Source organism: Streptomyces sp. NPDC034086, from assembly GCF_055575515.1.
In genome coordinates this window covers 346744-360851 of record NZ_JBVISM010000002.1, presented here as the reverse complement: position 1 = coordinate 360851, position 14108 = coordinate 346744, and the positions used below count along the sequence as shown (strand labels likewise).

Genomic DNA, 14108 nt, shown 5'->3' with positions numbered 1-14108 from the left:
TACCCACAGGACCTCAGACGGATTCCGCCGACGGCCCGCGCCCGGAACCGGCCCCCGGCCCTCCCGGGTCCGACCGCAGCCACTCCGGCACCCGCGTCGAGAGCCCGTACGCCCCCCGCAGCGCCTTCTCCGTGTCGACCGCCAGCGACGACAGCGCCGCGTCCCACGCCCGCTGGAAATCGGCCGGCCGCGTCGCCCGGGCCGCCCGCTGCCACTGACCGCGCGCGGCCGCGACCTCCTTGAGCTGTGCACCCGCCGCCGGTCCCGTGCCCTCGCGGGAGGTCACGCCCTGGAGCATCCGTTCCTCCGCCGCCAGCGCCTCGTCGACCGCCCGCGCCCACGCCCGGTACTCGGGCAGCGCCTCGTCCAGGTCCTCGTCGGGGGCGCGCCCCAGCGCCTGGTCCGCCGTGTTCAGCGCGCTCAGCAGGGTCACCTGGTCCGGCGTCAGCATGCCCGCATCCTTGCGCAGACTGCCCCGGTGCTCCTCCGCCGACGTGCCGATGACGCACAGGAGCCGCCGGTCGCCGCCCTGCCAGCTCTCCGCGGTGGGGCTGAAGTAGAACATCTCCGCGTACCCGGGCAGCGCCCACGTGTCCATCGCGTACGCGTCCTGCGCCTTCCAGCAGGTGTCCGTGGCGGTCTCCTTGAGCCTCCCCTTGCCGGGGAAGCCGCCGGGGCCGAGCACCGTCGTGGAGGTCACCTCCGCGTCGTGCACCTGGTCGCAGCCCACCCGGTAGGTGAAGCGGGCCTCGTCCAGGAGGTCGCCGCCCGGCACGTTGAAGCAGTCGCCCTGACGCAGTTCGTCCATCCCCGTCAGCCGGCCCTCGACGTTCTCGAGCTCCCGCCCCTCGCCGAGCCGGCCCAGGAAGTGCTCCGCGTACCGGGACACGCCGGTCACGAGGACGGCGGTCGTCAGCACCGAGACCACCAGGCCCACGATCGCCAGCGCCCGGCCCCGCTCCCCCTTGCGCGCGATCTGCACCAGCGCCACGATCCCGAAGACGATCCCGAGCGGCGGGAAGCACAGCAGCCCGACCAGCAGGGAGGCCAGCGCGAAGCCGTTGAGCGCGGGCGGGTGCCCGGGGGCGGGCGGCCCCCACAGCGGCGGCGACGGCGGGGGCCAGGAGGGGCCCGGGCCGGCGGGAGGAGGCTGCGGGGGCGGGATGCTCACGGGGTGAGGTGCTCCATGACGGGGGGCGCGAACGAATGCGCGAAATAGTACGCAGCGGGGGCGACCGAGCAGTCGGTCGCCCCCGCGTTCATCGCGCGATCCAGCCTGTTATCGCGCCCCTCGCCACCCGGTCGCCCGGGCGGAGGCCTCGGGCGTCAGAACTGCAGCGCCCAGGAATCGATCTTGCCGGTGTCGAGGTTGGCGTTGTCGTTCACCCGCAGCTTCCACACACCGTTGGCCACCTCGGCCGAGGCGTTGACCGAGTAGGTCTTGATGATGTTGTCGGCGCTGCCGCCGCTGCGGTTGTGCAGGTTGTAGACCGTGCCGTCGGGGGCGACCAGGTCGACCTTCAGGTCACCGATGTAGGTGTGCTTGATGTCGACCGAGACGCTCAGCGCCGCCGGGGCGTTGCCGGAGATCCCGCTGACGGTCACCGGCGACTCGACGGTGGCGTTGTCGTTGACCGCGTAGTCCGCCGTGTTCTCGAACCGGGTGCCCGGGTTCGGCGGCGTGGTGCTCCCGCCCACGTTCAGCAGGCGGTTGGGGGAGCCGGTGCCGGGGCTGGTCACCACGTTCGGGGTGGAGGCCGCGACCAGGGCGTCGCGGATCTGCGCCGGGGTGCTCGCCGGGTTCTGCGAGAGGTACAGGGCCGCCGCGCCCGCGACGTGCGGCGAGGCCATCGAGGTGCCGGAGATGGTGTTGGTGGCGGTGTCGCCCGTGCCCCACGAGGAGGTGATCGAGGAGCCCGGCGCGAAGACGTCCAGGACGGTGCCGTAGTTGGAGTAGCTGGCCTTCGCGTCGGTGCTGGTGGTGGCGCCGACCGTGATGGCCTCGGCGACGCGCGCGGGCGACTTGGTGGAGGCGTCGGTGGACTCGTTGCCCGCCGCGACCGCGTAGGTGATGCCGGCGGCTATGGAGTTGCGTACGGCGGTGTCGAGCGCGGAGTCCGCGCCGCCGCCGAGGGACATGTTGGCCACGGCCGGCTTCACGGCGTTGCGGGTCACCCAGTCGATGCCGGCGACGACCTGGGCGGTCGTGCCCGAGCCCTGGTCGTTGAGCACGCGGACGCCGACGATCTTGACCTTCTTGGCCACGCCGTACGCGCCGCCGCCGACCGTGCCGGCCACGTGCGTGCCGTGGCCGTGGCCGTCCTGGGCGGTGTTGTCGTTGTCGATCGCGTCGTAGCCGTCGGCGGCACGGCCGCCGAAGTCCTGGTGCGTCTTGCGGACGCCGGTGTCGATGATGTACGCGGTGACGCCCTCGCCGGCCTTGTCCGGGTAGGTGTAGCTCTGGTCGAGCGGGAGGGCCCGCTGGTCGATGCGGTCCAGGCCCCAGGACGGCGGGCTCGGCTGGGTGGCGTCCACGGTGAAGGTCCGGTTCTGCACGACCGACCGCACGGCCGGGTCGGCGGCGAGCTTCCTGGCCTGCGCCTCGGAGACCTCGACGGAGTAGCCGTTGAGGGCCGCGCTGTAGACCCGGTCGATCTTCGCCCCGTACCGCTTGGCGACGGCCTTTCCGCTGTCGGCGGTGGACCGGGCGGCGGAGTCCTCCAGGGTCACGATGTAGCTGCCGGGGACGGCCCCGGGAGCTCCGGCGTTCTCGATGACGCCCTGGGGGCCGTCGGCGGCGGACGCGGGCAGGGCGGCGGCCGCGCCGAGCGCGAGGGCCACGACGGCGGTCGCGCTGACGCCGGCGAGCCTGCGGCGGGTGTGACGCGTCACGGACATGTGGGGGGTCCTCCTCGTAGGGGGTGGGTGCGACGGCGTGCGGCGGTGCGGGGTGCGGGGTGCGGCGGTGCCCGGACACGCGGGGGATTTTCTTGTTTTCTGCATGTCCATGACAACGAATCCGCCCCAACGGGCCGTCGTCCCGCAAAGGTTGACCCACCCGTGCCGCATCCCACAAGAGCACAACGGAGGCACAACGGACGCGTAACATCTGCGCCATACAACGGCCATGAACGAGCAAAGGCGCTCCGCACATGACGCACGCACTTCCTGGTTACGTCTGTCCCGAGGACGGCACGCGCGCGGACGTGCGGACCGCCCCGTGGTGCTGCCCCCTCTGCGGCGGCCCCTGGGACCTCGACTTCACACCCGATCCGGCCACCGCGCTCGAACCGGCCGCCGGACCGCACTCGTTGTGGCGGTACGCGCCCGTACTGCCGCTGCCGGGGGCGTTCTCGGTCTCGCTCTCGGAGGGGCACACCCCGCTGGTGCCGCTCGCGGAGAGGATTCACGCCAAACTCGACTTCCTGATGCCGACGCTGTCCTTCAAGGACCGCGGCGCGGTCATGCTCGCCGAACTGGCGCGGCGGCTGGCCCCGGAGCGGGTGATCGCCGACAGCAGCGGCAACGCGGGAACGTCCGTGGCCGCGTACTGCGCGCGGGCGGGGCTGAGTTGTGAAGTTTTCGTGCCGGAGGGCACCTCGGAGAAGAAGACCGGGCAGATGCGGGCCCACGGCGCGGCCGTACGCGTCGTCGCCGGCGGGCGCGAGGCCACGGCGGTGGCCGCGCGGGCCGCCGCCGACGAGCCGGGCGTCTTCTACGCGAGCCACGTCTTCAACCCGTACTTCCTGCACGGCACCAAGACGTACGCGTACGAGATCTGGGAGGCCCTCGGCGGGCGGCTCCCGGAGGCGCTGGTCGTACCGGTGGGCAACGGCACCCTGCTGCTGGGCGCCGCGCTGGCGGTGGAGGAACTGGCCCGGCGCGGGGTACGGCCGCCCGCGCTGATCGGGGTCCAGGCGGAAGCGGTGTCACCGCTCGCGGCGGCCTTCGCGGCGGGTGCCGAGGACGCCGCGGCGGTACCGCAGCTGCCGACCCTGGCGGAGGGCATCGCGATCCCGGCCCCGCCGCGGGCCCGGCAGATCCTGGCGGCGGTCCGCAAGTCCGGCGGCACCTTCCTCACGGTCCCGGACGACCGGCTGCGCGAGGCCCAGCAGGACCTGGCCCGGCGGGGCCTGTTCGTGGAACCGACGGCGGCGGCCTGCTGGGCCGCGGTGCGCCCCACCGCCCCCGGTGACCCCCTCCGCGGCCGCACGGCGGTCCTCCCGCTGTGCGGCGCGGGCGCCAAGGCGGGCCTGGCCGCCCCTCCTTCCCGAGCCGAGGCGGCACCGTGACGTGGGCGTCGGAAAGGCACCGTGACGTGGGCGTGGGAAAGCCTCCGTGACGTGGGCGTCGGAAATCCGCCAGCCGCGGGAGCCCCCGGTCTGATCAACTGGCCCCATGACCACCCTCTCTGACCACGCCGCCCGGGCCACCGCCTTCACCGCGCTGCACACCCCCGCCGCCCCCCTCGCCCTCGCCAACGCCTGGGACGTCGCCAGTGCCCGCCTCGTGGAGGCCGCCGGGGCACCGGCGGTGGCCACCACCAGCGCCGGCGTCGCCTGGTCGCTCGGGGCCCCCGACGGGGACGCGCTCGCGCGGGAGCGGGCGCTGGACCTGATCGCCCGGGTGGCCTCGGCCGTCTCCGTACCGGTCACCGCCGACATCGAGGGCGGCTTCGCGGCCGACGCGGCCGGGGTCGGCGAGACCGTCACCGGGGTGCTGGCCGCCGGCGCGGTCGGCATCAACATCGAGGACGGCCACCGCGCCCCGGCCGAGCAGGCGGAACGCCTGGCCGCGGCCCGTGCCGCCGCGGAGGCGGCCGGGGTGCCGCTGTACATCAACGCCCGCGTGGACACGTACCTGTTCGGCCTCGGCGAGAGCGCCGGCCGCCTCGACGAGACCCTCTCCCGCGCCGCGGCCTACCTCGCCGCCGGCGCCACCGGGGTCTTCGTGCCGGGGGTCACCGATCCCGCCACCGTCGCGGAACTCGCCAAGGGGATCGACGCCCCGCTCAACGTCCTCGTCGGCCCCGGCGCCCCGTCCGTCACCGAGCTCGGCGCCCTCGGCGTAGCCCGCGTCAGCCTCGGCTCCTGGGTGGCCGAAGCCGCGTACGCCGTCGCCCGCCGCGCCGCCGAGGAACTGCTGTCCGGCGGCACCTACGGCGCCCTCGCCGGCGCGCTGCCGTACGGGGAGCTGAACGCGCTGCTCAAGGGGTGAGATAACGGGAAGCCCGCGTGGGACGCCGTCCGTAGGATCCGGCCATGGGAACCTCGACTCCGATGGACGGCACGGGCGGCGCGACGACGGACACCCCGCGCCGCAGGACGACCGGGGCCGTGTGGTTCGCGCTGGCGCTCGTGTACGTGGTCTGGGGCTCGACCTACCTCGGCATCCGGATCGCCGTCGAGACCATGCCGCCCTTCCTCTCCGCCGGGGCCCGGTTCATCACCGCCGGCCTGGTGCTGGCCGGCATCGTCGCCTGGCGGTACGGGCCGGCCGCCCTCCGGGTCACGGCCGCGCAGGCCCGCTCGGCGGTCGTGGTCGGCCTGCTGCTCATCCTGGGCGGCAACGGGCTGGTGGTGCTGGCCGAGACCGCCATCCCCTCCGGGCTGGCCGCGCTGCTGGTGGCGGCGGTGCCGATGTGGGTGGTGGTGCTGCGGGCGGGCAGCGGGGACCGGCCGTCGCCGCGCACCGTGGCCGGGGTGCTGGTGGGGCTCGCCGGGCTGGGGGTGCTGACCAGCCCGGGGCTCAGCGGGGACGTCCGGCTGTGGGGAGTGCTGATGGTGGTGGCGGCCTCGGTGCTGTGGTCGCTGGGCTCGTTCTCGGCGTCGAAGCTGCCGATGCCGGCTAATCCCTTCTCGGGTTCCGCGTACCAGATGCTGGCGGGCGGGGTCGGCGGGGTGGTCGTCGGGCTGCTGCGCGGCGAGCAGCACGGCCTGGACGTGGGCGCCTTCTCCACCGCCTCGTGGGTGGCGCTGGCCTACCTCGTGCTGATCGGGTCGGTGGTCGGCTTCACGGCGTACGCGTGGCTGCTCCAGGCGGCGCCGCTGTCGCTCGTGGCCACGTACGCGTACGTCAATCCGGTGGTGGCCGTCGCGCTGGGCGCGCTCGTCCTGGACGAGCGGCTGACCCTGCCGATCGTGCTCGGCGGTGCGATCGTGGTGGCGGCGGTGGGCGTGATCGTGAGTACGGAGCGCCGCGCGTAGCCCGGCGCGCGGCCCGGTTCAGCCCCGGGACGCGCGCTCGTACAGGGCCTTGGCCCGCTCGTCGTACAGCGCGGCCGTGGAGTCCACGTCCGTCTCCCCGCCGCTGAGCACGCCGATCAGCCGGCCCGGCTGTCCCGTGCCCCCGCGGTCGGCGATCCAGGGGCTGCCGCTGGTGCCGGTCCAGAAGCCCGAGCAGCTGATGTACAGCAGGTCGGGGTCGTCGAGGTCGTGGCGCGTCTGGGTGGTGCAGGACACGGGCTTGTTCTGCGGGTTGTGCTCGGACTCCGGGTAGCCGACGACGGTGACCTCCCGCTCGTACCCGGAGGTCCAGTCGGGCGCGGGCGCCTCGCCCTTGCCGCCGACGGCCTCCTGGACGCTGCGGCCGTCCTCGTCGGGCTCGATGGTGAGGAAGGCGAAGTCGGCGGTGTCCTCGCCCCACTTCGTCCAGCGTTCGTCGACGTGGATCGAGCGCACCTTCCACACGCCGAGGGGCTGGGTGCCCGAGCCCTCCCCGGAGAAGGCGGGGGCGAAGGAGAGCTCGCCGATGGCGAGGCCGTCGTGGGCGACCTCGCCCGGCACGCCGTCCTCGCCCGCCGGGGCGACGCAGTGCGCGGCGGTCGCGACGACGTTGCCCCGGGGGCTGTCGACCACGCTCGCCGTGCACCAGTGCTCGCCGTTGGCCATGAGCACGCCGACGGTGGGGAAGGGGTGCACCGGGCGGTCGCCGGGCGCCTTGAGGAACGCGACGGCGCACACCATCGCGATCCCGGCGGCGGCGGCCGCGGTGGCGCCCTTCACCGCGGGGCTCATCGCACGGCGGGGTCGGGTGTCGGTCCTCGCATCACCTTGCTGATCCACTCCAGGGAGCCCTCCCTCATTCCGCGCACGTAGGACTTTCCGTTGTGCTCACCATCCTGGATCACCTGGAGACGAGTGTGCACGGGGCCCCTGCCGTACTCGCGCATGAACCGCTCGGCGAGGTCGCGGCCGCTCTCCTTCGTGCCGATCTGGAAGTTGATCCATACCTCCGGACCGCCCTCCTTGATCAGCTTCTCGGCGAGCTTCTCGGGGTTGTTCTCGTCCATGGCCTGCCGGTTCCCCCTCCACAGCGGGGAGTCGGGGACGAAGTCGACCCCGCTGGCGATGACCGCCTTGAAGCGTTCGGGGTACTTCAGCACGTGCTTGAAGGCGCCGAAACCCCCCGAGGAGGAGCCCATGAAGGCCCAGCCGTCGCGGGAGGTGAAGGTGCGGAAATTGGCCTTCGTGAAATCCGGGACGTCATCGGCCATCCAGGTGCCCATCTTCGGCTGTCCGGGGATGTCCGACCCGTCGAAGTGGTGCTTGGTGTCCGCGTTGATCACCGGCATGACGAGGATGAAGGGGAGGCTGGTGCCGGCCTTGACCCCGTCGATCACGGCTTGCTGGAGGCCGAGGCCGGGTCCGGTGCCCCAGTAGTTCTTGGGGTAGCCGCGGCCGCCGGGCAGGGAGATCAGCACGGGGAAGGCGCTCTTGGCGTACCTCGGGTCGTCGTACTCCTTGGGCACCCACACCCACACGTCACCGGTGAACCCGGACTTCCGGCCGGTCACGGTGGTCACCGCGATCTGCGTGCCGTCCGGCAGCCGGCTGGTGCGCGTGAACTCCGCCTTGGGGCCGGTCGGCATCAGCACCCCGGGGCGGATGTCCTCGGCGGCCGCCGACTCCTGGATCTTCCCGAAGGAGACCGGGTCCCCCATGTCCGAGAAGAGACCGGCCTCGTACGCGGCGCCTCCCCCGGCCGCGAGGGCGAGCGCGAGCCCGCCGCCGATCAGGATCTGGCGCCTGCGCCGGCGCGGGGGGCGACGGCCGCCCTTGGTCAGGGGGCCGCCGTCGCCTTGGTGGTCATACTGCACTGAATTGTTCCCGTTCCTTCTCCGGCGCCCTGGTTGGGCGCGGGTCGGACCGATTGGTCCCCCTTGACACCTGTACAGAGGTGTGAACGACCGTATGGGTTGCCTGGGACCGGGGCGACGTGGCGAGGGCCACGTGGCGGAGCCGGCGACGGGTCGGGCAGCGGTCTCCGGGCGACGGCTCGCGCAGCGGCGCGGGCGACGCGCCGGGCAGCGGTCCGGCCTGCGGGAACGGGGTGGGAGGGGGTGGGACGGGGGACGGGGAACGGGGGGCGGAAGGGGCGCGGGGCGGGGGCGCGGGTCCGGCGTACGGGCGCCGGTCAGCCGGCCTCGGGCTGGGGGCCCTTCAGCACCTTGCTGACCCACTCCAGCGAGCCTTCCTTCATGCCGCGCACGTAGTGCCAGCCGTTGTGCTCGCCGTTCTGGATGTCGCGGATGGTCGTCTTGACCGGGCCCTTGCCGTACTGCTGCACGAACTTCGTCATCCGGTCCTTGCCGGACTCCTTCGTGCCCACCTGGAAGTTGATGTAGACGTCCGGGCCGCCCCTCTCGATCAGCTTCTCGGCGAGCTTCTCGGGATTGTTGGCGTCCATCTCCGCCTGGTGGCCCTTCCAGAGCGGGGAGTCGGGGGTGATCTCGCCGCCGCTGGCGATCACGGCCTTGAACCTGTCGGGGTGCTGCAAGAGCGTCTTCATGCCGACGAAGGCGCCCGAGGAGGAGCCCATGAAGGCCCAGCCGTCGCGGGACGCGTACGTACGGAAGTTCGCGCGGGCGAAGTCCGGGACGTCCTCGGCGATCCAGGTGCCCATCTTCGGCTGACCGGGTATGTCGGCGCCGTCGTAGTAGTACTTGTTGTCCGGGTTGAGCACCGGCATGATCAGGACGAAGGGCAGGCTGGTACCGGCCCGGACGCCCTCGGAGACGGCCTTCTGGAGGCCGAGGCTGCGGTCGGCCCAGTAGTTCGTCGGGAAGCCGTTCCCGCCGGGGAGGGCTATGAGGACCGGGAAGGCGCTCTTGGCGTACTTCGGGTCGTCGTACTCCTTGGGGGCCCAGACCCAGACGTCGCCCTCGAAGCCCGACTTGGCGCCGGCCAGGCGGGTCTTGGCGATGACGGTGCCGTCGTCGAGCTTGGCGGTCTGCTTGAAGTCGGACTTCGGGCCGGACGGCATCCGCACGTCCGGGTCGCCGCTGGGGCGGGCCGGGGCCTGGGGCTCCGTCTTCTTCCCTCCGGCGCCGGCGTCCGTGGCGGCGGGCGCGGCGGGCTTGCCGAAGCTGACGGCCTCGCCGTTGCCGTCGAACCACTCGTTCTCGTAGGCGGCGAAGCCGCCCCCGCCGAGGAGCAGCGCACCGGCGACGCCGGCGGCGGTCCACATCGCGCGCCGCGACTTCCTGCGGCCCTGCCCCCGCTCGGGCTCACGGCCGGACGACTGCTGCGGGTACTCGTGCACGGACTTCGCTCCGAACGGTTCGGCCTGCCCCGGGCGGGACAGTGCGGCTGGACATCCCCCTAGTCCTGATGTGCGGGGCCCTCGAAAAGTTCCAAGCCCGCGTGAGGGGCCGCCCGGAACATCGGGTTCCCGGCGGCTCACGGCCGGCCGTCGAGCACCTCCGCGCACCGCCCGAGCAGGTCGATGAGCTGCGTGCGCTCCTGGGCCGTGAGGGCGGCGGCGAGGGCGGTCTCGACGCGGACGGCGCCGGCGTCGGCCAGCTCCATCGCGGCGCGGCCCTCCGGGGTGAGCCGGGTCTCCAGCACGTTGCGGTGCCACTCGTGGGGGGTGCGCTCGATGAGGCCGCGCTCGTGGAGGTTCTTCAGAACGGTGTTCATGGTGGGCGGTGTGACCCCGCAGAGCCGGGCGAGGGCGGCCGCGGAGATGCCCGGCTTCTCGGCGAGCCAGAGCAGGGCCGCGTACTGCGGAACCGTTACTGCGGCCGGCTTGCAGGCGGCGGTCTTCGCCGCGAGGAGCGCCTGCTCGGCGCGCTTGATGTGCGCGCCGATGCGTTCCTCGGGAGGCATGGAGGTCATTGCGGCATCCTACGACCCTTGCCAAACATTAGAGCCCTAACTATTCTGCGGACTCACTGATCAAGAAGGGTTCACCTGTGCGTACGTTCTCTCATGTCTTGCTCTCCGCCGCGGCCGTCGCCCTGACCGCGACCCTCACCACGGGCGCGGCGCCCGCCCCGTCCCCCGTGGGGACCGCGTTCACCCTCCCCGGCTCGAAGGTCTACCCGGAGGGGATAGCCGCGGACCCGCGCACGGGCACCGTGTACGTCGGCTCGTACGCGGACGGCACCGTGTACCGCGCCCGTCCGGGCGCCCGTACCGCCGAGGTGTTCCTCCCGTCCGGCACCGACGGGCGGCGCACGGCGAACGGCCTGCGGGTCGACGGCCGGGGCCGCCTGTGGGTCACCGACTCCACGGCCGGGGTGACGGTGTACGACACGGCGACGGGCACCCGCCTGGCGCGGTTCGAGGTCCCGGCGGACGCCCCGCACTTCGTCAACGACCTGACCGTCACCCCGGACGGCACCGCCTACCTGACGGACAGCGTCCGCGCGGTGATCTACCGCGTCACCCCCGACCAGCTGCGCGCCGGCTCCGGCCCGCTGACGGTGGCGTACGACCTGAGCGGGCACGTCACCCCGCCGCCGCCCGGGCACCTCACGCTCAACGGGATCACCTCGGACCGGGCCGGCCGCTACCTCCTGACGGTCGACATGACCGGGGGCGAGCTGCACCGCGTCGACCTGCGCACCGGCGCCCTGAGCCGGGTCGCCCTGACCGGAGGCGACCTGAAGGCCGCCGACGGCATCCAGCTCTCCCCCGCCGGCACCCTCCGCGCGGCGCACAACGTCACCAACACCCTGACCCGCTGGCAGCTCAGCCCGGACGGCACCCGCGCCCGCCTGACCCGCACCCTGACGGACGCCTCCCTCCAGATCCCCACCACCCTGGCCCACACCCCGGGCCGCACCCTGGTGGTCCGCTCGCAGTTCGACAAGGGCGGCCCCATGACCCCCTCGACCGGCACCCCGGTCACCTTCTCGGTGGCGGCGGTCCGGGAGCTGTGACGCCTGCGGGGGCGCGGCCGCCGGAGGCCCGGGCGGCGGCCGCGTCCCGCATGTGATCCACAACTCTCCATTCGGAATTCTCTTGCAGCTGCCATACCTCATCCTGCAATCTCCCCATCGAGCCGATCTCCATTCGGCGCATGATGTCCTGACGTGAGGAGCGGACCTGATGAGCAGCGAGCGCCCGGGGCTGTACGAGATGCTGGACGACCGGTTCCGTACCGGGCGGTGCATGAACGGTGACGAGGCCCTGGAAGTCCTGTACACCGGCTGCCGCTGGGCCGAGGGCCCGGTCTACGTGCCCGCCTGGCGCCAGCTGGTCTGGAGCGACATACCCAACGACCGGATGCTGCGCTGGGACGAGGAGACCGGCTCGGTCGCCGTCTTCCGCCGCTCCGCCGGACACACCAACGGCAACACCCTCGACCGCGAGGGCCGGCTGATCACCTGCGAGCAGGGCAACCGCCGGGTGACCCGTACCGAACACGACGGCACCGTCACGGTGCTGGCCGACCGGTGGCAGGGCAAGCGCCTGAACAGCCCGAACGACGCGGCCGTGAAGTCCGACGGCTCGATCTGGTTCTCCGACCCCGACTTCGGCATCACCAGCGACTACGAGGGCTACCGCGCGCAGAGCGAGATCGGCTCCAACAACGTGTACCGGATCGACCCGGCCACGGGAGAGGTACGCCTGGTCGCGGACTGCTTCGGCGCGCCGAACGGGCTGGTCTTCTCGGCCGACGAGCGGCAGCTGTTCGTCTCCGACACCCGGGCGGGCCACATCCGGGTCTTCGACGTGCGCGACGACGGCACCCTGTCGGACGGCGAGGTCTTCGCCGAGGCCGGAGCCCGGGAGAACGCCCGCTTCGACAACCTCCGCTTCGACGACGGCGGCCGACTGTGGGCGGCCGCGATGGCCGACGGCGTGCACTGCTACGACCCCGACGGCACCCTGATCGGCCGCCTCAACGTCCCCGAGGCGGTGGCCAACATCTCCTGGGGCGGAGCCAAGCGCAACCGCCTGTTCATCGCGGCGGAGACCAGCCTCTACTCGGTGGTCATGGCCGTCACCGGCACCCACCCCACGGGCCCGGGCCACCGCCCCTGGCCGACCTCCCACTGAGCCCCGGACCGGCAAACCACCCCCGAGCCCCCTGCGGAGCACTCCCCCCGCAGGGGGCTCCTCCAGCACGGCAGCCAGCAGTGGCATCGGGGGGCGACGAGGACGACGGCTGCTTGTGCGTCACCAGGCACTGAGGGCGTTCAGCCCGGCCGAGTACCGCGCGGCGCTACAGGCGCCACACCCATGGCGCCTACGGCTCCCTCCGGGCAGCGCCCTGGGCTGCGATCCCGACCGTTCCGCGTCCCGGAGAAAGAGGCAACGGGCAACACCACCGAACCCCGATTCTCGGGACGAGAGCCGTGCCAAACTCCCTTTCAGACGCGAAGCGAGACGACGCCACTACACCCCGTGTTCACCGTCGGGTTTCGCGTCGCCCGGTGATCGTCTAATGACGGCTCCCGTGAGGGCGGACGGCTCTCGCGGTCACTGTTCAAGGGGAGGTTGTTGATGAACACGGCTTTACGTTTCGGCCCGGAACTTCGCCGTTTACGCGTGGCAGCGGGGCTGACTCTTACCGAGTTCTCCGTTGCACTCAACTACGACAAGGGGCACCTCAGCAAGGTCGAGCGCGGAGAGCGTTCCGCGTCCCCAGAGCTGGCCCGGCGGTGTGACGCCTTCCTCGGCGCGGGCGGCGAGCTGCAGCGCCTGGTGGGCCGCCCCGACCCGGACTCGGACTCGGGCACCGCCGAATCCCCCGCCGGTCCGAGCCGCTGGCTCGTCGGGCGTCGGGCAGTCCTCTCGGCAGGCACGGGCGTGCTGGTCGACCTCGGCCTGAAGCTGGGCGGTCAGGCGTTGTCCTCCGCCGACGACCCCCTCCTCGGCTCCTACCGCACGCAGTTCGACCAGCTGCGGAAGCTCGGTCAGTCCACCGCTCCCAAGATCCTGCTGCCCCTGCTGGAGGCGCAGACGCGCATGGTCGCCGGGCTCGCCTACGGCGCCCGGTCAGCTTCCCGGGCCCCCGCGCTCCGGCTCGCCTCGCGGTTCGCGGAATTCACCGGCTGGATGGCCCAGGAAGCCGGCGACAGCGACGCGGCACTCGGCTGGACGGGCGAGGCCGTCGAACTGGCCGGCGCCGGGGGTGACCCGCACCTCGGTTCCTACGCACTGGTGCGGCGTGCTCTGGTCACCATGTACGGCGGTGACGCCGCTGGCACCGTCGACCTGGCCCGCCGCGCCCAGGGCAGCGAACTCCCCCCGCGGATCAGGGGACTCGCGGCCCAGCGAGAGGCCCAGGGCCACGCACTCGTCGGCAACGAAGCCGAATGCCTCCGCAGCCTCGACAGGGCGCGGGAGCTACTCGCCCACGATGACGCCCGCAACGGCGTCGAGCCCGTGATCGGCACCTCGCACGTGAGCGATCCGGCGGCGATGTCGACCGGCTGGTGCCTGTACGACCTCGGACGCCCCAAGGCCGCTGCCGAGGTACTCGACCGGGAGTACCTCCGCCTCCCGCCGCACGCGCTGCGTACCCGCGCCCGGTACGGTTTCCGCCGGTCGCTGGCCCACGCCGCCTCCGGGGAGGTCGAGCACGCGTGCGCGATCGCCGGGGATCTCCTGGGAATGATGCCGGCCGTGCCCTCGGCCACGGTGAACAGCGACGTCCGACGCCTCGCACGGGAACTGTCCCGCTTCCGGAGCAGCCGCGCCGTGCGTGCCCTGCAGCCCGCGCTGGCACGCGTACTCGCCCCCGCGCACGGCTGACGTCCGCTCCACGACCGGTACCCGGGCGCGTACCGCCCGGCTCATCCCATGGACCGGCCCCTCCGGCCTTCCGGATCCCGCGGGCCTCACTGATTCCCGCCCGACATGTCGCATCGA

General features: G+C 72.8%; 12 protein-coding genes. 6 read left to right on the top strand and 6 right to left on the bottom strand.

Features of this window, described 5'->3' with window-relative positions:
• Window positions 1-13: 13 nt before the first annotated feature.
• Both ACZ514_RS07050 and ACZ514_RS07045 read right to left on the bottom strand, forming a co-directional pair.
• Complete coding sequence (locus ACZ514_RS07050; protein ID WP_469124298.1) at window positions 14-1171, bottom strand: DUF4190 domain-containing protein; 1158 nt, start codon at window positions 1169-1171, stop codon at window positions 14-16.
• Window positions 1172-1326: 155 nt separating this feature from the next.
• On the bottom strand, window positions 1327-2898 hold the full coding sequence (locus ACZ514_RS07045; protein ID WP_468169583.1) for a S8 family peptidase: 1572 nt from the start codon (window positions 2896-2898) through the stop codon (window positions 1327-1329).
• A gap of 254 nt (window positions 2899-3152) precedes the next feature.
• Between ACZ514_RS07045 and ACZ514_RS07040 the strand changes: the two genes are divergently transcribed.
• The 3 genes from ACZ514_RS07040 (at window position 3153) to ACZ514_RS07030 (ending at window position 6206) form a co-directional block, all read left to right on the top strand.
• A complete protein-coding gene (locus ACZ514_RS07040; protein ID WP_468701490.1) occupies window positions 3153-4292 on the top strand; it encodes a pyridoxal-phosphate dependent enzyme in 1140 nt (379 codons plus the stop codon).
• A 106-nt stretch (window positions 4293-4398) separates the two neighbouring features.
• On the top strand, window positions 4399-5217 hold the full coding sequence (locus tag ACZ514_RS07035) for an isocitrate lyase/PEP mutase family protein (protein WP_468169588.1): 819 nt from the start codon (window positions 4399-4401) through the stop codon (window positions 5215-5217).
• Window positions 5218-5261: 44 nt separating this feature from the next.
• Entirely contained in the window at window positions 5262-6206 is a 945-nt protein-coding gene (locus tag ACZ514_RS07030) for an EamA family transporter (protein ID WP_469124297.1), read from the top strand.
• Between the two features lie 18 nt (window positions 6207-6224).
• Here the strand turns inward: ACZ514_RS07030 and ACZ514_RS07025 are convergent, their stop codons facing one another.
• The 4 genes from ACZ514_RS07025 to ACZ514_RS07010 form a co-directional block, all read right to left on the bottom strand.
• Window positions 6225-7016: a trypsin-like serine peptidase gene (locus ACZ514_RS07025; RefSeq protein ID WP_468169594.1), complete on the bottom strand. Its 792-nt coding sequence runs from the start codon at window positions 7014-7016 to the stop codon at window positions 6225-6227.
• Window positions 7013-8098, bottom strand: a complete 1086-nt coding sequence (locus tag ACZ514_RS07020) for an alpha/beta hydrolase (RefSeq protein ID WP_469124296.1) — start codon at window positions 8096-8098, stop codon at window positions 7013-7015. Before ACZ514_RS07020 ends, ACZ514_RS07025 begins: the two co-directional genes overlap by 4 nt.
• Window positions 8099-8415: 317 nt before the next feature.
• Complete coding sequence (locus ACZ514_RS07015) at window positions 8416-9543, bottom strand: alpha/beta hydrolase (RefSeq protein WP_469124295.1); 1128 nt, start codon at window positions 9541-9543, stop codon at window positions 8416-8418.
• A gap of 137 nt (window positions 9544-9680) precedes the next feature.
• Entirely contained in the window at window positions 9681-10118 is a 438-nt protein-coding gene (locus tag ACZ514_RS07010) for a MarR family winged helix-turn-helix transcriptional regulator (RefSeq protein WP_468169603.1), read from the bottom strand.
• 98 nt (window positions 10119-10216) lie between these two features.
• Here ACZ514_RS07010 and ACZ514_RS07005 point away from each other — a divergent pair, with 98 nt between their 5' ends.
• The 3 genes from ACZ514_RS07005 to ACZ514_RS06995 all read left to right on the top strand — a co-directional run bounded on the left by ACZ514_RS07005 (window position 10217) and on the right by ACZ514_RS06995 (window position 13991).
• Window positions 10217-11167 (top strand): SMP-30/gluconolactonase/LRE family protein, encoded by a 951-nt coding sequence (locus ACZ514_RS07005; RefSeq protein ID WP_469124294.1) that lies wholly within the window; start codon window positions 10217-10219, stop codon window positions 11165-11167.
• Window positions 11168-11336: 169 nt separating this feature from the next.
• Window positions 11337-12290, top strand: coding sequence for an SMP-30/gluconolactonase/LRE family protein (locus tag ACZ514_RS07000; protein ID WP_469124293.1), 954 nt, complete (start codon window positions 11337-11339; stop codon window positions 12288-12290).
• A 447-nt stretch (window positions 12291-12737) separates the two neighbouring features.
• Window positions 12738-13991, top strand: coding sequence for a helix-turn-helix domain-containing protein (locus ACZ514_RS06995; RefSeq protein ID WP_469124292.1), 1254 nt, complete (start codon window positions 12738-12740; stop codon window positions 13989-13991).
• The last annotated feature ends 117 nt before the right edge of the window (window positions 13992-14108 follow it).

Coding starts and splice junctions, on each gene's coding strand:
- ACZ514_RS07030 (WP_469124297.1), top strand. CDS start 5,262: ATGGGAACCTCGACTCCGATGGACGGCACGGGCGGCGCGACGACGGAC.
- ACZ514_RS07000 (WP_469124293.1), top strand. CDS start 11,337: ATGAGCAGCGAGCGCCCGGGGCTGTACGAGATGCTGGACGACCGGTTC.
- ACZ514_RS07040 (WP_468701490.1), top strand. CDS start 3,153: ATGACGCACGCACTTCCTGGTTACGTCTGTCCCGAGGACGGCACGCGC.
- ACZ514_RS07010 (WP_468169603.1), bottom strand. CDS start 10,118: ATGACCTCCATGCCTCCCGAGGAACGCATCGGCGCGCACATCAAGCGC.
- ACZ514_RS07035 (WP_468169588.1), top strand. CDS start 4,399: ATGACCACCCTCTCTGACCACGCCGCCCGGGCCACCGCCTTCACCGCG.
- ACZ514_RS06995 (WP_469124292.1), top strand. CDS start 12,738: ATGAACACGGCTTTACGTTTCGGCCCGGAACTTCGCCGTTTACGCGTG.
- ACZ514_RS07025 (WP_468169594.1), bottom strand. CDS start 7,016: ATGAGCCCCGCGGTGAAGGGCGCCACCGCGGCCGCCGCCGCCGGGATC.
- ACZ514_RS07045 (WP_468169583.1), bottom strand. CDS start 2,898: ATGTCCGTGACGCGTCACACCCGCCGCAGGCTCGCCGGCGTCAGCGCG.